Here is a 22,557-nt window from a genome sequence, read left to right as displayed (position 1 = left end):
ACGGGGGTGTCAGTCATGGGCCCGATCCACCAGATGAGACTGACCGGCCGACTCGCCTCGGGGGCGGACGAGTGGTCCTGCCCGAGCTGCGGCCGCCGCATCTCGCTCAAACAGCCGCCCGAGCCCGACCTGATCGTGCTGGAGGCGGGGGACGAGACCGCGGTGCACGTCGGGGTGATCGACCCCGAGGCCGCGGCCGGCGCCGCCGAGAGGTACGGGCTCGGCCCGATCCGAGAGATCCCCCGCGCGCCCCGTCCGGCCGACCCGCCGGCCCCGCCGGCCCCGCCGGCCCCGGCGGCCCGCGCCGAGGCGGTCGGTGCGGACGACCGCCGCTGGCTGGCCGAGATCGGCATCGACTGGGACGGCGACGCGGCCGCCTGAGCCTTCGGACGCCCCGGGCTGCGGTGTGTCGGCCCGGGCCGCGGGCGTGAGGGCGGTCAGGTGTGCGACCGGACACCCTCCGAGGCCCCGGGCGCGCGTGGTTGCCGCGTCGTCGGCCGGAGGGTGAAACGCCTGGTCGGAGTGGTGTTCCTGGGTGCCGTGAGGATCCGGACGGGCACCGGTGGGACCCCTGCGACGGCGACGGCCGGCGCGACCTCGGTGGTGATCGTTCGCATGCGGGTCTGGTGGGCGGGCCGTTGATTGGATATATTCAGAGCAACACACATTGAATGAATCCATCCGCAGGGAGGCCGGCAGCATGGTGCAGCAGCAGACGGGCAGTGGTCCGCGCGAGGTCCGCGCGGCGCGCGGGACGAACCTGACCACGCAGGGGTGGCAGCAGGAGGCGGCCCTGCGGATGCTCATGAACAACCTCGACCCCGAGGTGGCCGAGCACCCGTCCAAGCTGGTCGTCTACGGCGGCACCGGCAAGGCGGCCCGCGACTGGCGCTCGTACGACGCGATGGTCCGCACCCTGCAGACCCTGAAGCAGGACGAGACCATGCTGGTCCAGTCCGGCCGCCCGGTCGGCGTCATGCAGACCCACGAGTGGGCGCCGCGCGTACTGATCGCCAACTCCAACCTGGTCGGCGACTGGGCCAACTGGGAGGAGTTCCGCCGGCTGGAGAGCCTCGGGCTCACCATGTACGGCCAGATGACCGCCGGTTCCTGGATCTACATCGGCACCCAGGGCATCCTGCAGGGCACCTACGAGACCTTCGGCGCCGTCGCGGCCAAGAAGTTCGACAACACCCTCGAAGGCACCATCACCCTGACCGCCGGCCTCGGCGGCATGGGCGGCGCCCAGCCGCTGGCCGTCACCATGAACGGCGGCGTGGCGATCTGTGTCGACTGCGACCCGTCCCGGATCGCCCGCCGGATCGAGCACCGCTACCTGGACGTCGAGGCCAAGAACCTCGACCACGCGCTGGAGCTCGCCACCGCAGCCCGCGACAAGAAGCAGCCGCTCTCCATCGGCCTGCTCGGCAACGCCGCGGAGATCTTCCCGCAGCTGCTCGCGATGGACGCCCCGATCGACATCGTCACCGACCAGACCAGCGCCCACGACCCGCTGAGCTACCTGCCGATCGGCGTCGACTTCGACGACATGGCCGACTACGCGGCGGCCAAGCCGGCCGAGTTCACGCAGCGCTCGCGCGAGTCGATGGCCAAGCACGTCGAGGCGATGGTCGGCTTCCTGGACAAGGGCGCCGAGGTCTTCGACTACGGGAACTCGATCCGCGGCGAGGCCCAGCTCGCGGGCTACGACCGCGCGTTCGCCTTCCCCGGCTTCGTCCCGGCGTACATCCGCCCGCTGTTCTGCGAGGGCAAGGGCCCGTTCCGCTGGGCCGCCCTGTCCGGCGACCCGCAGGACATCTACAAGACCGACAAGGCCGTGCTCGACCTCTTCCCGGAGAACGAGTCGCTGCACCGCTGGATCAAGATGGCCCAGGAGAAGGTGCACTTCCAGGGCCTCCCGGCGCGGATCTGCTGGCTCGGCTACGGCGAGCGCGACAAGGCCGGCGTGCGCTTCAACGACATGGTCGCGAGCGGTGAGCTCTCCGCCCCGCTGGTGATCGGCCGTGACCACCTGGACTGCGGCTCGGTCGCCTCCCCGTACCGCGAGACCGAGGCCATGCTGGACGGCTCGGACGCGATCGCCGACTGGCCGCTGATCAACGCCATGGTCAACGTCGCCTCCGGCGCGTCCTGGGTCTCCATCCACCACGGCGGCGGCGTCGGCATCGGCCGCTCGATCCACGCCGGCCAGGTCACGGTCGCCGACGGCACCGCGCTCGCGGGCGAGAAGATCCGCCGGGTGCTCACCAACGACCCGGGCATGGGTGTCATCCGGCACGTCGACGCCGGCTACGACCGCGCGGTCGAGGTCGCGGACGAGCGCGGGGTGCGCGTCCCCATGAACGAGCTGTGACCGAGGACTCCTTCCGTCGGATGTGGGCGGAGCTGCTCCCCGTGGGCCGCTCCGCCTCCTCCGGCGGGTACCGCCGCTTCGCCTGGAACACCGCCGACGCCGAGTGCCGGGCCTGGTTCGAGGAGCAGGCCCGCTCGCGCGGCCTGGCCTACGAGCTGGACCGCAACGGCAACCAGTGGGCGTGGCTCGGCGACCCGAACGCCGGCGGCGCGATCGTCACCGGCTCGCACCTGGACTCCGTCCCGGACGGCGGCGCCTTCGACGGCCCGCTCGGCGTGGTCTCCGCCTTCGCCGCCCTGGACGAACTCCGTGCGCGCGGAGCCGAGTTCGACAAGCCGCTGGCCATCGTCAACTTCGGCGACGAGGAGGGCGCCCGGTTCGGTGTCGCCTGCATCGGCTCCCGCCTCACCGCCGGCGTGCTCTCCCGGGAGCAGGCGTACGCGCTGCGCGACGCGGACGGCGTCCGGCTGCCCGACGCGATGGAGCGGGCCGGGTACGACCCCGCCGCGATCGGCTCGGACCACGAGCGGCTCGCCCGGGTCGGCGCCTACGTCGAGCTGCACGTCGAGCAGGGCCGCTACCTGACCGCCGAGCACCCGGTCGGCGTGGCCAGCGCGATCTGGCCGCACGGCCGCTGGCGCTTCGACTTCCACGGCGAGGCCAACCACGCGGGCACCACCCGGATCGAGGACCGCCGGGACCCGATGCTCACCTTCGCGAGCACCGTGCTCTCCGCCCGCGAGAAGGCCGAGCTGGCCGGCGCCCTGGCCACCTTCGGCAAGGTCGCCGTCGAGCCCAACGGCACCAACGCGATCGCCTCGCTGATCCGCGGCTGGCTGGACTCCCGGGCCGCCGACGAGGCGACCCTGACCGCACTGGTCGAGGAGATCCGGCAGGCCGCCGACGCGCGCGGCACGCACGACGGCGTCCGGGTCGAGCTGACCCGGGAGTCGTACACGCCGGTGGTCGACTTCGACGGCCCGCTGCGCGACCGGCTCGCCAAGGGCCTCGGCGGGGTACCCGTCCTGCCGACCGGCGCGGGACACGACGCCGGAATCCTGGCATCGGCGATTCCGACCGCCATGCTGTTCGTACGGAACCCGAGCGGCGTCTCGCACTCCCCGGCCGAGCACGCCGAGGAGCGCGACTGCCTCGCCGGCGTGGCCGCTCTCGCCGACGTACTGGAGGACCTCGCATGTCAGCAGCGGTGACGTACTGGGCGGAGTACGCCTGGCTGCCGCACGCCAACGGACCGGTCGTCGAGCAGCAGGTGCTGATCGCCGTCGGCCCGGGCGGCCGGATCGCCAAGGTCACCCCGGACAGCGGGCCCTGCCCGCCCGGGGCGGTCCGGCTCGGCGGGCTGGTCCTCCCCGGCCAGGCCAACGCCCACTCGCACGCCTTCCACCGCGCGCTGCGCGGCAACGTCCAGGTGGGCTCCGGCACCTTCTGGACCTGGCGGGACACCATGTACCGGTTCGCCGGTGCGCTCGACCCGGACAGCTACCTGGCGCTGGCCACCGCGGTCTACGCCGAGATGGCGCTGGCCGGCATCACCGCCGTCGGCGAGTTCCACTACCTGCACCACGCCCCCGGCGGCGGCCGGTACGACGACCCGAACGCGATGGGTGACGCGCTCATCGAGGCGGCGCTGCGGGCCGGCATCCGGATCACCCTGCTGGACACCTGCTACGTGTCGGCCGGCTTCGGCGCCGAGCCGACCAAGCCGCAGCTGCGGTTCAGCGACGGCGACGCGGACGCCTGGGCGGCCCGCGCCGACGCGCTGAAGGCCACCGAGCACGCCCGGATCGGCGCCGCCGTCCACTCCGTGCGGGCCGTCCCGGCCGAGCAGCTGAGCACCGTCGCGCACTGGGCGGCGATGCGCAAGACGCCGCTGCACGTCCACCTCTCCGAGCAGACCGCCGAGAACGACGCCTGCCTCACCGCGCACGGCGTCACCCCGACCCGGCTGCTCGCCGACCACGGCGTGCTCGGCCCGCGCACCTCCGCCGTGCACGCCACCCATCTGAGCGACGACGACATCCGGCTGCTCGCGGGCTCGTCCACCACCATCTGCATGTGTCCCACCACCGAGCGGGACCTCGCGGACGGCATCGGCCCGGCCCGCCGGCTGGCGAGCGCGGGCTGCCCGATCAGCCTGGGCAGCGACAGCCACGCGGTCATCGACCCGTTCGAGGAGGCCCGCGCCCTGGAGCTGGACGAGCGCCTGCGCACCCGCACCCGCGGGCACTGGACGGCCAACGCGCTGCTCCGGGCGGGCAGCGAGGACGGCCACGCCTCGCTCGGCTGGCCGGAGGCCGGCCGGATCGAGGCCGGCTCCCTCGCGGACCTCACCGCGGTCGCCCTGGACAGCGTCCGGACGGCGGGCCCCAGGCCCGCGCTGGGCGCGGAGACGGCGGTCTTCGCGGCCTCCGCCGCCGACGTGCGGCACGTGGTGGTCGGCGGTCGGCACATCGTCAAGGACGGCGTGCACCAACTGGTCGCCGATGTTCCGGCCGCCCTGCGTGACGCGATCGACGCCCTGCAGTCATAGACTCCCGGGAGCGGGCCCCACCAGGGCTGATCTGGTGGGGCCCGTTCTCGGGTCCCGAAGTGAAAGGGTCCCCTTGAGCCTCCTGATCACCGACGTCGGCACCCTGGTGACGAACGACCCCGCGCTCGGACAGGGCCCGCTGGGCCTGCTCCAGGACGCCGCCGTGGTCGTCGAGGGCAGCCGGGTCGCCTGGGTCGGCCCGGCCGCCGCCGCACCCGCCGCGGACGAGCGGTTCGACGCCAGGCACCGCGCGCTGCTGCCCGGTTTCGTCGACTCCCACGCCCACCTGGTCTTCGCGGGCGACCGCACCGCCGAGTTCAACGCCCGGATGTCCGGGCAGGCCTACAGTGCGGGCGGCATCCGCACCACGGTCGCCGCCACCCGCGCGGCCACCGACGCCGAGCTGGACGCCAACCTGGTCCGCTTCCTGCGCGAGGCACTGCACCAGGGCACCACCACGGTCGAGTGCAAGTCCGGCTACGGCCTGACCGTCGCCGACGAGGCCCGGGCGCTGCGGATCGCCGCCTCGCACACCCCGGAGACCACCTACCTCGGCGCCCACGTGGTCGCGCCCGAGTTCGCCGACGACCCGGCCGGCTACGTCGACCTGGTCACCGGCGAGATGCTGGACGCCTGCGCCCCGCACGCCCGCTGGGTGGACGTCTTCTGCGAGCGGGGTGCCTTCGACGGCGACCAGGCCCGCGCCGTCCTCACCGCCGGCGCCAAGCGCGGACTCATCCCGCGGGTGCACGCCAACCAGCTCTCGTACGGGCCGGGCGTGCAGCTGGCGGTCGAGCTGGGCGCCGCATCGGCCGACCACTGCACCCACCTCACCGACGAGGACGTCGCCGCGCTGGCCGGCTCGGAGACGGTGGCCACCCTGCTGCCCGGCGCGGAGTTCTCCACCCGCGCCGCCTACCCGAACGCGCGCCGTCTGCTCGACGCGGGCGCCACCGTCGCGCTGTCCACCGACTGCAACCCGGGCTCCAGCTTCACCAGCTCGATGGCCTTCTGCATCGCGGTGGCCGTCCGCGAGATGGGGATGACCCCGGACGAGGCCGTGCACGCCGCCACCGCGGGCGGTGCCAAGGCGCTGCGCCGCGGCGACGTCGGCGCGATCACCCCGGGCGCCCGGGCCGACCTGCTGCTGCTGGAGGCGCCGTCGCACGTCCACCTCGCCTACCGGCCGGGTGTGCCGCTCACCGCCGCGGTCTGGCGCGCGGGCGCGCGGGAGTTCTGACCGGCGCACGTCGAAGGGCCGGTACCCGCCTCGGCGGGTACCGGCCCTTCGACGTGCCACGGGTCCGTCAGTGCACGTCGCCCATGAGCCTGACGACCTTCTTGCGGTACAGCGCCAGTGCGACACCGGCGATGATCGCCAGCAGACCCTGGACCGCGAAGTACCAGGTGCTGCCGGTGGCGTCGCCCAGGACCAGCTGGAAGATCGCGGCCACGCAGTCGCCCGCCGTGACGGCGAGGAACCAGACACCCATCATCTGGCTGGCGTACTTCTCCGGCGCCAGCTTGGTGGTCACCGACAGGCCGACCGGGGAGAGCGTGAGCTCACCGACGGTCTGGACGAGGTAGACCATCGCCAGCCAGAGCGGCGTGACCTTGGTGCCGCCGGTCGCCGCCGCCATCGCCAGCATCATCACCAGGAAGGACGCGCCGACCATCAGCAGGCCGATCGCGAACTTCATCGTTGTGCTGGGGTTCTTCCCCCGGCGGGCCAGGGCCACCCACAGCCAGGCGAAGACCGGGGCCAGCGCCATGATGTAGAGCGGGTTGAGCGACTGGAACCAGCTGGACGGGAAGTCGAAGCCGAACAGCGTGGAGGCGGTGCTGTCGTCCGCGAAGACGCTCAGCGTCGAGCCGGACTGGTCGTAGATCATCCAGAACACGGCGGCCGCGACGAAGAACCAGATGTAGCCGCTCATCTTGGACTGCTCGTCCGAGCTGAGGTCCTTGTCCCGCTTCACCTTGCCGAAGACGAAGACCGGGAGCGCGATGCCCGCGATCGACAGCAGCCAGATCACCCAGTCGATGGTGAAGCTGCCGGTCAGCGCCACCACGGCGTAGAACACCACGGCCAGCGCCAGCCAGAGGCCGGCCTTGCGGAACACGTCGCGCTTCTCGGCGGCCGAGATCGGCGAGGACACCACGTCGCTGCGGGCGCTCAGGTGGCGGGTGCCGAGCAGGAACTGGCCGAGGCCCAGGGCCATGCCGACGCCGGCGAGGGCGAAGCCGAGGTGCCAGTCGACGCTCTGGCCCACGGTGCCGATGACCAGCGGCGCGGCGAAGGCACCGAGGTTGATGCCCATGTAGAAGATCGTGAAGCCACCGTCGCGACGCGGGTCGTTCGGCCCGTCGTAGAGGTGGCCGACCATGGTCGAGATGTTGGCCTTCAGCAGGCCGGAACCGATGGCGATGAGGCCCAGGCCGGCGAAGAAGGACACGGTGGCCGGCACGGCCAGCATGAAGTGCCCGGCCATGATGATCGCGCCGCCGACGGCGACGGTCTTGCGGGCGCCGAGGAAGCGGTCGGCGATCCAGCCGCCGGGCAGGGCCAGCAGGTAGACCATGGCGGTGTACACGCTGTAGACCGCGGCGGCGACGGCCACCTTCATACCGAGGCCGCCGTCGGTGGTGGCGGCCGTCATGTAGAGGACCAGCAGGGCGCGCATGCCGTAGTAGCTGAAGCGCTCCCACATCTCGCTCATGAAGAGAGTGGCGAGGCCCCGGGGGTGCCCGAGGAAGGTCTTGCCGCTGGGAGGGGCCGACTGTACGCCGGCATCCAGGGTGGTAGACGCCATGTATAGGGGTTCCTTGCCTGACTTCGTCCGCCAAGGGGGGTGGAGGCGGACGGGGACCAAACCACTGTACGTGGCGGTATTCCATGACATGGCCGGACAAACCTTGCAAACCAGGTAATGCGCAAGCAAAGCGAGGGAGCCCGTGGGGTGCGAATTCAATGGCCCAAGCGCAGAATCTCCTTTGAAGCGAAGGTAGCACGTGGAAATCCTCGACAAAGGGGGGCGCTCGACCGAGCCTTTGAAACCATGGCGGGCCCGGCGTGGTGATCACGCTCTGTGAACTAGTTCACAGCGCCTGCCGACCCCCGGCCACGGTTGCCTCGCGCGCAGGTCATGCGGAGGTCAAGGGCCCGTACGCACCCTGATCAAGGCGCCTGTGGCGGTCTACCATCAGGCCATGACCTGTGTGCTGCTGGCCGAGGACGACCCGGCAATCTCCGAACCGCTGGCCCGCGCCCTGCGCCGGGAGGGCTACGAGGTGCTGGTCCGGGAGGACGGCCCCGCCGCGCTGGGCGCCGGGCTGACCGAGGAGGTCGACCTGATCGTCCTGGACCTCGGGTTGCCCGAGATGGACGGCCTGGAGGTCTGCCGCCGACTGCGTGCCGACGGCAAGAGCTTCCCGGTCCTGGTACTCACCGCGCGCGCCGACGAGGTGGACACCGTGGTCGGCCTCGACGCCGGCGCCGACGACTACGTCACCAAGCCGTTCCGGCTCGCCGAACTGCTCGCCCGGGTCCGCGCCCTGCTGCGCCGCGGCAACGTGGACCAGCTCACCACCGGTGCGCACGGCGTGAAGATCGACATCGAGTCGCACCGGGCCTGGCTCGGCGAGGAGGAGCTCACCCTCTCCGCCAAGGAGTTCGAGCTGCTCCGGGTGCTGGTCCGGGACGCCGGCCGGGTGGTCACCCGTGAGGAGATCATGCGCCAGGTCTGGGACACCACCTGGTGGACCTCGACCAAGACCCTCGACATGCACATCTCCTGGTTGCGCAAGAAGCTCGGCGACGACGCGGCCAACCCGCGCTACATCGCCACCGTCCGCGGCGTGGGCTTCCGCTTCGAGAAGAACTGACAGAGGCCGCCCGGCGTGAAGCGCAGGATGATCAATTCGCTGCTGGGCGTCGTCCTGGTGGTGGTCGCGGTGTTCTGCGTACCGCTGGCACTGATCGAGAAGCAGAGCATCGTCAGCGCGGCCAACGACCGGGTCGACGCGGAGGCCGTCCGGGTGCTCGGGCTGGTCGAGAGCAGACTGGCGGCGGGTGAGCCGGTCACCGGCGAGAAGTTCGCCGCCCAGGTCACCGAGGGCTCCTTCGTCCTCGTCGACATCCCCGGCCAGCCGCTCATCGCGGCCGGACGCCCGGTGAAGGGCCCCACCCTCAGTGCCGCCGAGGTCGGTGCCAGCGGCGAGACCGTCACCGTGATGCAGTCCCGTGAAGAGGTCGACCACGAGATCGGCAACATGCTGCTGCTGCTCGGCGTGGTCGCCCTGCTCGCGGTCCAGGCCGCCGTCGCGCTCGCCGTCTGGCAGGCCAAACGGCTGGCCCGTCCGCTCACCGACCTCGCCGAGACCGCCGAACGGCTCGGCTCCGGCGACCCGCGCCCCCGCGACCGCCGTTACGGCGTCCCCGAACTCGACCGGATTGCCGAGGTGCTCGACGCCAGCGCCGAACGCATCGCCCGCATGCTCACCGCCGAGCGCCGGCTCGCCGCCGACGCCTCGCACCAGCTGCGCACCCCGCTCACCGCGCTGTCCATGCGCCTGGAGGAGATCACCGCCCTCGCCGAGGAACCCGCCACCGTACGGGAGGAGGCGGCCATCGGCCTGCAGCAGGTCGAACGGCTCACCGACGTGGTGCAGCGCCTGCTCACCAACCAGCGCGACCGCAGCAGCCCGACGGCGGTCAGCTTCCCGCTCGACGAGGTCGTCAAGCAGCAGGTGGAGGAGTGGGGGCCGCCCCTGCGGGACAGCGGCCGACGCCTGGTGATCGAGGGCATCCGCGGCGCGCACGTCACCGGCACCCCCGGCACCGTCGCCCAGGTGCTGGCCACCCTGATCGAGAACTCCCTGATGCACGGCGCCGGTACCATCACCCTGCGGGTCCGCCGGTCCGGCAGCTCGATCGTCGCCGAGGTCCAGGACGAGGGCCCGGGCGTCCCGGCCGAACTCGGCAACCGGGTCTTCGAACGGGCGGTCAGCGGCCGCAACTCCACCGGCATCGGCCTCGCCGTCGCCCGCGACCTCGCCGAGGCGGACGGCGGCCGGCTGGAACTGCTGTCCCTCCAGCCGCCGGTGTTCGCGCTGTTCGTAGGGCGGAGCCGTACGACCGGCTAGCGCAGTGTAGGGCGGAGCCGTACGACCGGCTGGCGCAGTGTGGGGCGGAGCCGTGCGACGGACTGGCGCCGTGCGGGGCGGAGCCGTACGACCGACGGGCGGAGCCGAACGGGTGGGTGACGTGCGGGCTCGGGGTTGACCGGCTGTCAGGAGTTCTGCTCGACGTACGCCGGCTGCTCGGCGCTGAGCAGCCGCTCGGCCTCGGTGACCACGGCCGGTTCGGGCTCGGTGAGCTCAGGGAGGGCCTTGAAGACCCAGGTGCGGTACGAGAAGAAGCGGAAGACCGTGCCGGCGCCGAGGCCGACGACCTTCGCGGCGAGCTGCTCCAGGTGCGTGGTGAGGCCGAGGGCGTAGACGGAGAAGCCGAGGATCCCGGTCTCGATCAGCATGCCGGCGCCGCTGAACAGCAGGAAGAGCGTGATCTCGCGCTTGCGCGAGGCCGCGTCGCGGTCGCGGTAGAGCCAGTAGCGGTAGCCGAGGTAGTTGGTCGCGATGGCGACCAGGGTGGCGGCGATGTTGGAGCGCAGCGAGGCCAGGCCGAGGCCGTTGATGCAGATCCAGAAGACGGCGAAGTTGACGGCGACGCCGCTCAGGCCGACGACGCCGAACTTGATCATCTCGCCCGAGATCCCGTGCAGGCGCTGCACCAGGGATGGCTTGGGCGCGGTGGTGATCGTCATACCCGGCTGTCTCCATGTGCTCGCGTGCGAGGGGTGCCGTGCTCACGCCGGTTCGGCGCGAGCGGTCCCCTCGTATACACACATGATCGGATTGTGCTTCTCGGGGTCCGGCCATCCAGGCTACTCGCTCCACACGGGGCCGTCCCCACCCCGGTGGCCCCCGCCCGGCCGACGCCCGGCTGTGCACCCGCCCCGACCGGCCCGGATATCCTGGGCGGCGTGACTCTCGCGGGCAATGTGAATTTTCCAGTGGTCGGCATGATCGGCGGCGGCCAGCTGGCCCGGATGGCGCACCAGGCGGGTATCCCGCTCGGCGTCCGGTTCAAGCTCCTCGCCGACACCCCCCAGGACTCCGCCGCACAGGTGGTCTCCGACGTGGTGCTCGGTGACTACCGCGACCTCGACACGCTGCGCCGGTTCGCGGCGGGCTGCGACGTGATCACCTTCGACCACGAGCACGTGCCCACCGAGCACCTGCGGGCCCTCCAGGCGGACGGCATCGCCGTCCGCCCCGGCCCCGAGGCGCTGGTGAACGCCCAGGACAAGGGCGTGATGCGGGCGAAGCTGGACTCCATCGGGGTGCCCTGCCCGCGCCACCGGCTGGTCGCCGACCCGGCCGACGTCACCGCCTTCGCCCAGGAGGGCGCCGGCTACCCGGTGGTCCTGAAGACCGTCCGCGGCGGCTACGACGGCAAGGGCGTCTGGGTCGTCGACGACGAGTCCGAGGCCGCCGCGCCGTTCCTCGCCGGGGTGCCCGTGCTGGCCGAGGAGAAGGTCGACTTCCTGCGTGAACTGGCCGCCAACGTGGTCCGCTCGCCCAGTGGCCAGGCCGTGGCCTACCCCGTGGTGGAGAGCGTCCAGGAGAACGGCGTCTGCGCCGAGGTCACCGCCCCGGCCCCCGACCTGGACCCGGCCCTGGCCGGCGAGGCCCAGGCCCTGGCCCTGCGGATCGCGGGCGACCTGGACATCACCGGCCACCTCGCGGTCGAGCTCTTCCAGACCCGCGACGGCCGGATCCTGGTCAACGAGCTGGCCATGCGCCCGCACAACTCGGGCCACTGGACCCAGGACGGCGCCGTCACCTCGCAGTTCGAGAACCACCTGCGGGCCGTGCTCGACCTGCCGCTGGGCGACCCGCGCCCGCGCGCCCGGTGGACGGTCATGGTCAACGTCCTCGGCGGGGACTACCCCGACATGTACCGCGCCTTCCTGCACTGCATGGCCCGCGACCCGGGCCTGAAGATCCACATGTACGGGAAGGACGTCAAGCCCGGCCGCAAGGTCGGCCACGTCAACGTCTTCGGGGACGACCTCGACGACATCCGCGAGCGCGCCCGCCATGCGGCCGCCTACCTGCGAGGAACGATCACCGAATGACCAACCCCACTGGTCCCGTCGTCGGCATCGTCATGGGCTCGGACTCCGACTGGCCCGTGATGGAGGCCGCGGCCCAGGCACTCGACGAGTTCGAGGTCCCGTACGAGGTCGATGTGGTCTCGGCGCACCGGATGCCGCGCGAGATGGTGGCCTACGGCGAGCAGGCGCACGGGCGAGGCCTGAAGGCGATCATCGCGGGCGCCGGCGGCGCCGCCCACCTGCCGGGCATGCTGGCCTCCGTCACCCCGCTGCCGGTGATCGGCGTGCCGGTGCCGCTGCGCTACCTGGACGGCATGGACAGCCTGCTGTCGATCGTCCAGATGCCGGCCGGCGTGCCGGTGGCCACCGTCTCGGTCGCCGGCGCGCGCAACGCCGGCCTGCTGGCGGTCCGGATGCTCGCCGCGTTCGACCCCGAACTGGCCGAGAAGATGGTCGAGTTCCAGAGCGAGCTGAACAACCAGGCCACCGAGAAGGGCAAGAAACTGCGCGCCAAGGTCGCCGGCTCCTCGTCCTTCGGCTTCGGCAAGTAGATCTCGCGGCGGATCGCACGCGGTAGAACAGGGGGATGACTCCTGAACTGCTCGATCGCGCCCGTGCCGTCCTCCGCGACACCCCCGTGGTGGACGGCCACAACGACCTCCCCTGGGCGATGCGCGCCCAGGCGGGTTACGACCTGGACGCCGTCGACCTGACGGCCGACCAGACCGGCCGGCTGCACACCGACTTCGCCCGGCTCCGCTCGGGCGGGGTCGGTGCGCAGTTCTGGTCGGTGTTCGTGCGCTCCGACTACGCCGGCGACCAGGCGGTCAGCGCGACCCTCGAACAGATCGACTTCGTCCGGACGATGGTCGGGCGCTACCCGGCGGCCCTTCAACTGGCCCTCACCGCCGACGACATGGAGACCGCCCGGCGCCGGGGCCGGATCGCCTCGCTGATCGGCGCCGAGGGCGGGCACTCCATCAACTGCTCGCTGGGCACCCTGCGGATGATGTACGAGCTGGGCGTGCGGTACATGACGCTCACCCACAACGACAACGTGCCGTGGGCGGACTCCGCCACCGACGTCCCGGCCGCGGGCGGGCTGACCGCCTTCGGCGAGGAGGTCGTCCGGGAGATGAACCGGCTCGGCATGCTGGTCGACCTCTCGCACGTCTCGGCCGACACCATGCGGGCCGCACTCCGGGTCTCCGAGGCGCCGGTGATCTTCTCGCACTCCTCCTCGCGCGCCGTCTGCGACCACCCGCGCAACATCCCGGACGACGTCCTGGCCCAGCTGCCCGCCAACGGCGGCCTGGCGATGGCCACCTTCGTGCCGAAGTTCGTCCTGCCCGCCGCCATCGAGTGGACCGCCGCCGCGGACGACAACATGCGCGCGCACGGCCTGCACCCGCTGGAGACCACGCCGGAGGCGATGGAGGTCCAGCGCGCGTACGAGGCCGCCCACCCGCAGCCGGTCGCCACCGTCGCCGTCGTGGCCGACCACCTGGACCACATGCGGGAGGTGGCCGGGATCGACCACCTCGGGATCGGCGGCGACTTCGACGGCACCGCCTTCCTGCCGGAGGGGCTGGAGGACGTCGCGGGCTACCCCAACCTGATCGCCGAGCTGCTCGGTCGCGGCTGGTCCGAGACCGACCTGTCCAAGCTCACCTGGCACAACGCCGTCCGGGTGCTGCGCCGGGCCGAGGACGTGGCCACCGACCTCCGGGGCACCTCCCGCGGCCCCTCCCGGGCCACCCTCGAACAGCTCGACGGCCGCGGTTGACCTTCCCCCTGGGGCAGACAGGACGGTGGAGGACATGGAGGAGGACGCACTGCTCGGCATCGGCGCCTTCGCGCGCCGGTCCCGGCTGTCGCAGAAGGCCCTGCGGCTGTACGACGGCCAGGGCGTGCTGCGGCCCGACCGGGTGGACCCGGACACCGGCTACCGCTACTACCGCGAGAGCCGGCTGGTCGACGCCCGCCGGATCAGGCTGATGCGCGGGCTGGACATGCCGCTGGCCGTGGTCGCCGAGGTACTGGCCGCACCGGGCGCGGAAGGCGCCCGGCTGGTGGCCGAGTACTGGGCCGCGGTCGAACACCGGATCGCCGCCCAGCGCGAGCTGGCGGCCTACCTCCGCATCCAACTGTCAGGTGGCGAAGGGAGTCTGGACATGTTCGACATTCAGCAGCGCGAGGTGCCGGAGCAGCTGGTGCTCACCGAGCAGCGGCACGCCGGGCCGGAGGACCTGCCGACCTGGATCCCGGCGGCGTGCGACCGCCTGTTCGGGGCCGCCGAGGCCTACGGCGGGGTGTTCGGCGCCCCCTTCGTCGTCTACCACGGCGAGGTCAACGAGGACAGCGACGGGCCGGTGGAGCTCTGCGTCCCGGTCGACCGGGACCGGTCCGCCGAGATCACCCACCCGTGCCGGGTCGAGCCCGCCCACCACGAGGCCTACGCCACCATCACCAAGGCGCAGGTGGTCTATCCGCAGATCCTCGCGGCCTACGACGCCGTCTTCCAGTGGGCCAGGCGGCAGGGCCGCGAGGTGGCCGGTGAGCCCCGCGAGGTCTACTTCGCGGACTGGGCCGGGGCCGGCGGGGGCGACCCGGTCTGCGACATCGCCGTCCCGCTCGCCGTCCCGCCCGCCCCGGAGGCCTCGCGCGGTGCCTAGAGCAGTGGCAGCTCGATCGCCGGGCAGCGGTCCATGACCATGTCCAGCCCGGCGCCGGTGGTGCGCTCGTAGGCGGCCTGGTCGACCACGTCCAGCTGGAACCAGACCGCCTTGGCGCCCGCCGCCACCGCCTGGTCGGCGACCTCGCCGGCCAGGTGACTGTTCACGAACACGTCCACCACGTCGACGTCGAAGGGGATGTCGGCGAGGGTGGCGTACCCCTGCTCGCCCAGCACCGTCTCGGCCTTGGGGTGCACCGGCACCACCCGCTTGCCGGCACGCTGCAGCACCTGCGCCACGCCGTACGCGGCCCGGCGGGTGTTGGTGGACAGGCCGACCACCGCCCAGGTGTCGCCCGCGTCCAGAAGGATCCTGCGAACCGTCTCCCGGTCTCCGTAGCTCATGACGCACTCCAACGGTCTGCGACGGCCGGGCATTCCGCTGCCGGGCGCGCCGTACGGGGACCCGGGCGCCTACCGCGGCGCCGACCCCGGGCGCCTACTCCGCGCCGGGGCGGCCCATCGCCCGGTAGGTCCACCCGGCGGCCCGCCAGCGCGGCACGTCCAGGATGTTGCGGCCGTCCAGTATCCGGCGCTCGGCGACCACCTTGCCGAGCACCTCCGGGTCCAGCTCGCGGAACTCCTGCCACTCGGTCAGGTGCAGCACCACGTGCGCCCCCTCCGCGGCCTCCAGCGGCGTCGCCGCGTACGCCAGGCTGGGGAACATCTTGCGGGCGTTGTCCATCGCCTTCGGGTCGTAGACCGTGACCTGGGCGCCCTGCAACTGGATCTGGCCGGCCACGTTGAGCGCGGGGGAGTCCCGGATGTCGTCCGAGTTCGGCTTGAAGGCCGCGCCCAGGACCGCCACCCGGCGGCCCAGGAAGCCGCCGCCGCACTGCTCGCGGGCCAGCTCCACCATCCGGGAGCGGCGCCGCATGTTGATCGAGTCGACCTCGCGCAGGAAGGTCAGCGCCTGGTCGGCGCCCAGCTCTCCGGCGCGGGCCATGAAGGCCCGGATGTCCTTGGGCAGGCAGCCGCCGCCGAAGCCCAGGCCGGCGTTGAGGAACTTGCCGCCGATCCGCTCGTCGTGCGCCAGCGCCTGGCTGAGCTGGACCACGTCCGCGCCGGCGCTCTCGCAGACCTCGGCCATCGCGTTGATGAAAGAGATCTTGGTGGCCAGGAACGAGTTCGCGGCCGCCTTGACCAGCTCGGCGGTCGGGAAGTCGGTCACCACGAAGGGCACGCCCTCGGCGATCGGCGTCGCGTACACCTCGCGCAGCAGCTGCTCGGCCCGCTCGCTGCGGACCCCGACCACCAGCCGGTCCGGGTGCAGGGTGTCGCCGACGGCGTAGCCCTCGCGCAGGAACTCCGGGTTCCACGCCAGCTCGGCGGCCTCACCGGCCGGGGCCAGCGCGGCCAGCCGCTCGGCCAGCCGGTTGGCGCTGCCGACCGGCACGGTGGACTTGCCGACCACCAGGGTCGGCCGGGTCAGGTACGGGGCGATCGAGTCCAGCGCCGAGTCGACGTACGACATGTCGGCCGCGAACTCGCCCTTCTTCTGCGGGGTGTTGACGCAGATGAAGTGCACGTCGCCGAACTCGGCGACCTCCCGGGGCGAGTCGGTGAACCGCAGGCGTCCGGTCGATCCCTCGTGCCCGGGCACGTGCTTCACCAGCAGCTCGGCCAGCCCGGGTTCGTACATCGGCACCCGGCCGGCCTTGAGGGCCGCCACCTTCTCCGGGTCGATGTCCAGCCCGAGCACCTCGAAGCCCAGCTCGGCCATGCAGGCGGCGTGCGTTGCACCGAGGTAGCCGGTACCGATCACCGTGAGACGGAGGGCCACGTGCTTCCCCTTTGTGGTCGGGACTCTGGCCGTGCCGGGTCGGGTGCCCGGGGCCGCAGGCACCGATGGTATCCGCCGGACGCCGGGCCGTGGGCCGGTCCCCCGAAGCGGTTGCGACAGCGGTGGGTAACGGAGTGAACACCGGTGCGTATCGGTCGCCGTGGGAACTTCCGTTTCAATCCCGCACGTCCGGCCGGAGCGACAGAATGCGCGCATGAACGCGCGGGAGTACGAGGACGGGGCGGGCGGGCGACCCGACTCGCTCAGTCTGTTCGACGAGCGGGACGAGGCCGACGGCCTGCCCGAGGGCGGGACCGAGGAGGCCGCGGCGGGCCGTGGCAGGCGCCGCCGCCGGACCAGGCGGGTGCTGATCTGGACCCTGGCCACCCTGCTGGTGCTGATCGGCGGCGGCATCGGCGGCATCTACTGGACGGCCGAGCACTACGCGTCCTCCGTGGAACGGATCCCCGGCGCCTTCCCGAGCGTCCCGGAGTCCGCCCAGCCCAAGCCCGTGCCGGGCGCTGGCCTGACCTTCCTGCTGGTCGGCCTGGACGCCCGCTCCGACGTGGCCACCACCGGCGGCCAGGCCAAGGCGCCGGCCTGGAAGGAGGGCGCGAGCCGCAGCGACACGATGATGCTGATGCACCTGTCGGCGGACCGCAGGAGCGTCTCGCTGGTCTCGATCGCCCGGGACACCTGGGTGCCGGTGCCCGGCCACGGCATGGCGAAGATCAACGCGGCGTACTCCTGGGGCGGCCCGCCGCTGATGGTCGACACGGTGCAGAAGCTCACCGGCATCCGGATCGACCATGTCGCGGTGATCGACTGGAACGGCTTCAAGAAGCTCACCGACGCCGTCGGCGGCGTCGACATCACCATCCCGCAGACCATCGAGGCCAAGGGCGACGCCCGCGAGTGGCTCAAGGGCACCCACCACATGAGCGGCGACGAGGCCCTGCTGTACGTCCGCGAGCGGCACGGCCTGCCCAACGGCGACCTCGACCGCACCAAGCGCCAGCAGAACTTCCTGCGCGCCCTCATGATCCAGACCATGAACGCCGGCACCCTGGGCAACCCCGGCCGCCTCACCGGTCTGCTCCAGGCCGTCGGCGACGTGGTGAGCGTCGACGACCGGCTCAGCAACACCGACCTCTACGACCTCGGCTGGAGCCTGCGCGGCGTGCGGCCGGACGACGTCCGCTTCATGAACGCGCCCTTCGGCGGCTTCGACAGCATCGGCGGCCAGGACGTCGTCAAGCTCGACACGGCCGCCTCCGCGACCCTCTGGGAGGCCGTCCGCAACGACCGGATGGACGAATACTTCGCGCAGCACCGGACGACCAGCGACACCCTGGGCGAGAGCGTCCGCTGAGCCGTCCGCCGGGCGCCGGCCCGTGTCGTGCATGTCACCTGCCGGTGCGCGGGGGGCGAGCCTAGGATGGCCCTACTGAACGGTAGTTAACGCGCGAAGGGTGTGGCACATGGCGGGCAGCTCGGACTTCGACCTCTTCCGGCTCAGCGAGGAGCACGAGATGCTCCGTGAGGCGGTGCGTTCGCTGGCGGAGGCGAAGATCGCTCCGTTCGCGGCGGAGGTGGACGAGCAGGGGCGGTTCCCGCAGGAGGCGCTGGACGCGTTGCAGGGCAGCGACCTGCATGCGGTGCATGTGCCGGAGGAGTACGGCGGTGCGGGGGCGGACGCGCTGGCGACGGTGCTGGTGATCGAGGAGGTGGCGCGGGTGTGTGCCTCGTCGTCGCTGATTCCGGCGGTCAACAAGCTGGGTTCGCTGCCGGTGCAGCTGTCGGGCTCGGAGGAGCTGAAGGCGAAGTACCTGGGGGCGTTGGCGCGTGGTGAGGGGATGTTCTCGTACTGCCTGTCGGAGCCGGAGGCGGGTTCGGACGCGGCGGGGATGAGGACCCGGGCGGTGCGGGACGGTGACTTCTGGGTGCTGAACGGTGTGAAGCGGTGGATCACCAATGCCGGGGTGTCGGAGTTCTACACGGTGATGGCGGTGACGGATCCGTCGTTGCGGTCGAAGGGGATTTCGGCGTTCGTGGTGGAGAAGGGCGATGCGGGGGTGTCGTTCGGGGCGCCGGAGAAGAAGTTGGGGATCAAGGGGTCGCCGACGCGTGAGGTGTACTTCGACAATGTGCGGATTCCGGCGGACCGGATGATCGGTGCGGAGGGTACGGGTTTCGCGACGGCGATGAAGACGCTGGACCACACCCGGGTGACGATCGCGGCGCAGGCGATCGGTATCGCGCAGGGTGCGTTGGACTACGCGAAGGGGTACGTGAAGGAGCGCAAGCAGTTCGGGAAGGCGATCGCGGAGTTCCAGGGTGTGCAGTTCATGCTGGCGGACATGGCGATGAAGCTGGAGGCGGCGCGGCAGCTGACGTATGCGGCGGCGGCGAAGTCGCAGCGTACGGACGGTGATCTGACGTTCTTCGGGGCGGCGGCGAAGTGTTTCGCGTCGGATGTGGCGATGGAGGTGACCACGGACGCGGTGCAGTTGCTGGGTGGTTACGGCTACACCCGGGACTACCCGGTGGAGCGGATGATGCGGGACGCGAAGATCACCCAGATCTACGAGGGCACCAACCAGGTCCAGCGCATCGTGATGGCCCGCAACCTCCCGTAGGCCCGGCGCAGGTGGAGCAGGGAGCCCCTCGGCCGGCATCGGCCGAGGGGCTCCGGCGCACCCGGAAAGGCCCTTCACGCGTCGGAAGGGCCCTTCAGGAGGTCGCCGATCGGCTGTCCGCGGCGCCCGGGACCCGCGGGGGCCGATCGGCCGACCGCCGGATTCCGAGGCACCGGGCCGGGGCGCCCGCCCAGATCTCGTTCGGGCCGGTGGAGCGGGTGAGGACGGCGTTGGCGCCGACGATCGTCCCGGCGCCGACGGTGAGGACGCCCTCCTTGCAGATGATCTTCGCGCCGGCGCAGACCACCACCCCGTCCTCCAGCACCACCCGCCGCATCGGGCTCTGCTCCTGCGGCACCCACGGGTCGGCCCGGCCGATGGTGACGCCGTTGTAGAGCGTCACGTCGGCGCCCAGCGTGGTGTACGGGTGCAGGACGGTGCCGAAGCCCCGGTGGAAGACGGTCAGTCCGGGACCGATCTCGACGGCGGCCGGGACCTCCATCCCGTACAGCGCGAGCAGTTCCTGGACCGGCCGCCCGAGCAGGCGGTGGCGGCGGCGGGAGATGAGTGCGGTCACCAGCGACATGGGCCACATTGTGATCGCCCCGCCGGGGGCCCGTGGCGCGCGACGCGCCGACGGGCCGTCAACCGCCCGCAGCCGGTGGCTACTTCACGTCGGGCATCGGGCTGTCGTTCTTCATCGCGTCGAAGACCTGCTTGGACTTGGCCGGGTCCCACTTGACCGCGGACTCGCCGGTCGGGGTGCGGAAGTCCGGGTTGCCGATCGGCACCGTGATGCTCTTGCCCTCGCCGCCGGAGACCCCCTTCATCGCCAGGAAGAGCGAGCCGAGGTCGGTCAGCCCGGCGTCCTCGTCCACGATCAGCGTGCCGAGGCCCGAACTGACCATCGGGTAGAAGGTGAACGGGTTGAGCAGGGTGGCGGGGGAGGCCGCCTGCTTGGCCAGCGCGCCGAGGAACTTCTGCTGGTTGCGCATCCGGCCGAGGTCCTGGTCGGCCATCTGGTGCCGCTGCCGGACGAAGGCCAGCGACTGGGAGCCGCTGAGGGTCTGGCAGCCGGCCTTCAGGTTCAGGCCCGAGTCCTTGTCGGAGACGTCCTGCTCGATGCACATGTCCACGCCGCCGACCGAGTCGACGATGCCGACGAACCCGGCGAAGCCGATCTCCGCGTAGTGGTCGATGTGGATGCCGGTGTTGGACTCGACGGTCTGCACCAGCAGCCGGCCGCCGCCCCGGGCGAAGGCCGCGTTGATCTTGGACGTGGCCGCCGGGACGGTCTTGCCGCTGCCGCCGGTGTCCGCGTGCGCCGGGATCTGCACCCAGGAGTCGCGCGGGATGGACATCAGGGTGTTCCCGTTGTCCCCGATGTGCAGGATCATCATCGAGTCGCTGCGCTTGCCCTCGGCGGAGCCGGTGTGCAGCGAGTCCTCGTCCGCATCGGAGAGCCCGGCCCGGCTGTCGGAGCCGACGATCAGCCAGTTGGTGCCCTTGCCCTCGGCGGGCCTGCCGGCGTACCCGGCGAGCACGTTCTCGTGGTTGAGCTGCGAGTCGGCCCAGAAGTACGTGCCGATGCCGGTCACCAGCAGGGTGGTGACGACGGCCAGCGCGGTCACCTTGATCTTCCGGCGGCGCGGCCAGCGCGAGCGGCCCGCGGCCGGCGGCGCCACCGGCGCACCGGGGCCGCCCGGCCCGCCCGGTCCGTTCGGGCCACCAGGGCCGCCGGGACCACCGGGACCACCGGGACCACTCGGCCCGCCGGGAGCCGGCCGGCCGGGGTGCTGGCGCGGCACGGACCTGCCGGGCACCGCCGACGGCGCCGCAGGCGCGGCCGGCGCCGGGACGCCCGCCCCACGGGGGTTGAGCTCGGGCGGCAGCGGAGGCTCCGCGGCCGCGCCGTACCCCTGGCCGGCGGAGCCGCCCGGGCCGCCGTAGCCGTCGTGGCCCTGACCGCCCTGCGGGCCGCCGTACCCCGGGGCCTGGCCCGCCGGACGCCGACCGCCCTGGCCCTGACCGTACGACCCGTATCCGCCGCCGCCCGGGCGGTCCTCCTGCCACGTGTTCATGTGGGGAAGGATGCCCGAAACCCGAGGTCCTCAGTGCTCCGGGGTGGGCTGTGGGGCCGCTTGTAGCAGAGCTGATGCAGGGCCCGGATCGTTCCGGCGGAATGTTCAGCTGATGGAACCAGCCTTGACCGTCCCAAAACGCGCGTGCTTGCATGGCAGGCATGGAACAGCGACGGATCCTCACGCGTCGGCGGCACGTCGACCTGGTGCGTGTGTCCGGTGCGCTGTGTTGTGGCTGAACCCGCGTTGTGGCTGAGTCCGCGCCACCGTTCCCTCCCCGCTCGCTGAGCCCCACCGGCCGGGCCTGCCCGCCCGTCCCCGCCTGCTGAGCCCCGTCCTGCGCCCGCGGCGCCGCCGGCCTTGCGCCCGGCGGTCGCCGGACCCCGTCCGCGCCGGCCGACCCCGCTTCCCGCCACGGTGCCCGCCGACCCGGCACCGCCCTGTCCCGAGGTGAACTCCATGGCCACCGTCCTGTCCGTCTCCGGTTCCCCGTCCGCGACCTCCCGCACCACCCGGCTGCTGCGCCACGTCGACGCCCGGCTCGCCGCGCAGGGACACCGCGTGGTCCCGTTCGAGGTGCGCAGCCTGCCCGCCGACGCCCTGCTGGCCGGTGACGTCTCCCATCCCGAACTGGCCCGCGCGACGGCGCTGTTCGCCGAGGCCGACGCCGTGGTGATCGGCACCCCCGTCTACAAGGCGGCCTACTCCGGCCTGCTGAAGGCCCTGCTGGACGTGCTGCCGCAGTACGCGCTGCGCGGCAAGACCGTGCTGCCGCTGGCCACCGGCGGCTCCACCGCGCACGTGCTCGCGGTGGACTACGCGCTGCGCCCGGTGCTCAGCGCGATGGGCGCCGGGCACATCACCCAGGGCTGGTTCGTGCTGGACCGGCACATCACGGTCCGCGAGGACGGTTCGACCGAGATCGAGCGGGAGACGGACGTGCTGCTCACGCCGGTGGTGCAGGCCTTCGCGGGTGCGCTGGAGCGGCAGGCCGAGCCGGCCCTGGCGGGCTGAGGACGCGGCAGTCGGAGCCGGCCCCGGGGGTCGGTCCGGGCGGGTGGGGCCGAGCGCCGGCCCCCGTGTCCGGACCGACCCTCACCCGGTTCCCCCGGTCCCCTAGGGGGAGAGGGCGCGCACCCCGTACATCTCCCGGTCGACCGGCTTCCTCCCGGCGGAGGAGGTTCCGTCCCCTCGGTTCTCCTAACGTGGTCTTT

At 72.2% G+C, this 22,557-nt stretch carries 21 protein-coding genes; 15 read left to right on the top strand and 6 right to left on the bottom strand.

What is annotated here, in order from left to right; all coding sequences use genetic code 11:
* Window positions 1-33 precede the first annotated feature (33 nt).
* The 5 genes from OG871_RS15710 to hutI all read left to right on the top strand — a co-directional run bounded on the left by OG871_RS15710 (window position 34) and on the right by hutI (window position 6,165).
* On the top strand, window positions 34-381 hold the full coding sequence (locus tag OG871_RS15710; RefSeq protein WP_371497398.1) for a hypothetical protein: 348 nt from the start codon (window positions 34-36) through the stop codon (window positions 379-381).
* Between the two features lie 319 nt (window positions 382-700).
* Complete coding sequence (gene hutU / locus OG871_RS15705; RefSeq protein ID WP_371497397.1) at window positions 701-2,374, top strand: urocanate hydratase; 1,674 nt, start codon at window positions 701-703, stop codon at window positions 2,372-2,374.
* A 20-nt stretch (window positions 2,375-2,394) separates the two neighbouring features.
* The gene (locus OG871_RS15700) at window positions 2,395-3,585 is read left to right on the top strand and encodes an allantoate amidohydrolase (protein WP_371503325.1); all 1,191 of its coding nucleotides are present in this window, start codon (window positions 2,395-2,397) and stop codon (window positions 3,583-3,585) included.
* Complete coding sequence (locus OG871_RS15695; protein WP_371497396.1) at window positions 3,570-4,925, top strand: formimidoylglutamate deiminase; 1,356 nt, start codon at window positions 3,570-3,572, stop codon at window positions 4,923-4,925. The genes OG871_RS15700 and OG871_RS15695 overlap by 16 nt, the downstream gene beginning before the upstream one ends.
* A 73-nt stretch (window positions 4,926-4,998) precedes the next feature.
* Window positions 4,999-6,165, top strand: coding sequence for an imidazolonepropionase (gene hutI, locus OG871_RS15690; protein WP_371497395.1), 1,167 nt, complete (start codon window positions 4,999-5,001; stop codon window positions 6,163-6,165).
* A 67-nt stretch (window positions 6,166-6,232) separates the two neighbouring features.
* Here the strand turns inward: hutI and OG871_RS15685 are convergent, their stop codons facing one another.
* Window positions 6,233-7,738, bottom strand: a complete 1,506-nt coding sequence (locus tag OG871_RS15685) for a peptide MFS transporter (RefSeq protein ID WP_371497394.1) — start codon at window positions 7,736-7,738, stop codon at window positions 6,233-6,235.
* Between the two features lie 397 nt (window positions 7,739-8,135).
* Here OG871_RS15685 and OG871_RS15680 point away from each other — a divergent pair, with 397 nt between their 5' ends.
* Together OG871_RS15680 and OG871_RS15675 are read left to right on the top strand one after the other, a co-directional pair.
* Entirely contained in the window at window positions 8,136-8,810 is a 675-nt protein-coding gene (locus OG871_RS15680; protein WP_033818466.1) for a response regulator transcription factor, read from the top strand.
* Between the two features lie 15 nt (window positions 8,811-8,825).
* The gene (locus OG871_RS15675) at window positions 8,826-10,070 is read left to right on the top strand and encodes an ATP-binding protein (protein ID WP_371497393.1); all 1,245 of its coding nucleotides are present in this window, start codon (window positions 8,826-8,828) and stop codon (window positions 10,068-10,070) included.
* Between the two features lie 146 nt (window positions 10,071-10,216).
* Here OG871_RS15675 and OG871_RS15670 read toward each other — a convergent pair whose 3' ends face one another.
* A complete protein-coding gene (locus tag OG871_RS15670; protein ID WP_371497392.1) occupies window positions 10,217-10,750 on the bottom strand; it encodes a GtrA family protein in 534 nt (177 codons plus the stop codon).
* Between the two features lie 237 nt (window positions 10,751-10,987).
* Between OG871_RS15670 and OG871_RS15665 the strand changes: the two genes are divergently transcribed.
* From OG871_RS15665 to OG871_RS15650, 4 genes are read left to right on the top strand one after another with little or no spacing between them, the layout of a single operon-like run.
* Window positions 10,988-12,127, top strand: a complete 1,140-nt coding sequence (locus OG871_RS15665) for a 5-(carboxyamino)imidazole ribonucleotide synthase (RefSeq protein WP_371497391.1) — start codon at window positions 10,988-10,990, stop codon at window positions 12,125-12,127.
* Complete coding sequence (gene purE / locus OG871_RS15660) at window positions 12,124-12,657, top strand: 5-(carboxyamino)imidazole ribonucleotide mutase (RefSeq protein ID WP_371497390.1); 534 nt, start codon at window positions 12,124-12,126, stop codon at window positions 12,655-12,657. Before OG871_RS15665 ends, purE begins: the two co-directional genes overlap by 4 nt.
* 35 nt (window positions 12,658-12,692) lie before the next feature.
* The gene (locus OG871_RS15655) at window positions 12,693-13,892 is read left to right on the top strand and encodes a dipeptidase (protein ID WP_371497389.1); all 1,200 of its coding nucleotides are present in this window, start codon (window positions 12,693-12,695) and stop codon (window positions 13,890-13,892) included.
* Window positions 13,893-13,926: 34 nt separating this feature from the next.
* Complete coding sequence (locus OG871_RS15650) at window positions 13,927-14,781, top strand: MerR family transcriptional regulator (RefSeq protein WP_371497388.1); 855 nt, start codon at window positions 13,927-13,929, stop codon at window positions 14,779-14,781.
* Here the strand turns inward: OG871_RS15650 and OG871_RS15645 are convergent.
* Together OG871_RS15645 and OG871_RS15640 are read right to left on the bottom strand one after the other, a co-directional pair.
* Window positions 14,778-15,185: a CoA-binding protein gene (locus tag OG871_RS15645; RefSeq protein WP_371497387.1), complete on the bottom strand. Its 408-nt coding sequence runs from the start codon at window positions 15,183-15,185 to the stop codon at window positions 14,778-14,780. The genes OG871_RS15650 and OG871_RS15645 overlap by 4 nt on opposite strands.
* A 94-nt stretch (window positions 15,186-15,279) precedes the next feature.
* Window positions 15,280-16,623, bottom strand: a complete 1,344-nt coding sequence (locus OG871_RS15640) for a UDP-glucose/GDP-mannose dehydrogenase family protein (RefSeq protein WP_371497386.1) — start codon at window positions 16,621-16,623, stop codon at window positions 15,280-15,282.
* Window positions 16,624-16,837: 214 nt separating this feature from the next.
* Here OG871_RS15640 and OG871_RS15635 point away from each other — a divergent pair, with 214 nt between their 5' ends.
* The gene (locus OG871_RS15635; protein WP_371497385.1) at window positions 16,838-17,995 is read left to right on the top strand and encodes an LCP family protein; all 1,158 of its coding nucleotides are present in this window, start codon (window positions 16,838-16,840) and stop codon (window positions 17,993-17,995) included.
* Between the two features lie 109 nt (window positions 17,996-18,104).
* Entirely contained in the window at window positions 18,105-19,262 is a 1,158-nt protein-coding gene (locus tag OG871_RS15630) for an acyl-CoA dehydrogenase family protein (protein ID WP_371497384.1), read from the top strand.
* Window positions 19,263-19,356: 94 nt separating this feature from the next.
* Here the strand turns inward: OG871_RS15630 and OG871_RS15625 are convergent, their stop codons facing one another.
* Both OG871_RS15625 and OG871_RS15620 read right to left on the bottom strand, forming a co-directional pair.
* On the bottom strand, window positions 19,357-19,848 hold the full coding sequence (locus tag OG871_RS15625) for a hypothetical protein (protein WP_371497383.1): 492 nt from the start codon (window positions 19,846-19,848) through the stop codon (window positions 19,357-19,359).
* Between the two features lie 79 nt (window positions 19,849-19,927).
* The gene (locus tag OG871_RS15620; protein WP_371497382.1) at window positions 19,928-21,343 is read right to left on the bottom strand and encodes an LCP family protein; all 1,416 of its coding nucleotides are present in this window, start codon (window positions 21,341-21,343) and stop codon (window positions 19,928-19,930) included.
* Between the two features lie 152 nt (window positions 21,344-21,495).
* Here OG871_RS15620 and OG871_RS15615 point away from each other — a divergent pair, with 152 nt between their 5' ends.
* Entirely contained in the window at window positions 21,496-21,582 is an 87-nt protein-coding gene (locus OG871_RS15615; RefSeq protein ID WP_371503324.1) for a putative leader peptide, read from the top strand.
* Window positions 21,583-21,802: 220 nt separating this feature from the next.
* Window positions 21,803-22,357, top strand: coding sequence for an NADPH-dependent FMN reductase (ssuE, locus tag OG871_RS15610; RefSeq protein WP_371497381.1), 555 nt, complete (start codon window positions 21,803-21,805; stop codon window positions 22,355-22,357).
* Window positions 22,358-22,557 lie beyond the last annotated feature (200 nt).

This window comes from Kitasatospora sp. NBC_00374 (assembly GCF_041434935.1).
Lineage (GTDB): Bacteria > Actinomycetota > Actinomycetes > Streptomycetales > Streptomycetaceae > Kitasatospora.
The sequence above is the reverse complement of the archived record's forward strand: the minus strand, read 5'-3'. Positions and strand labels throughout refer to the sequence as shown.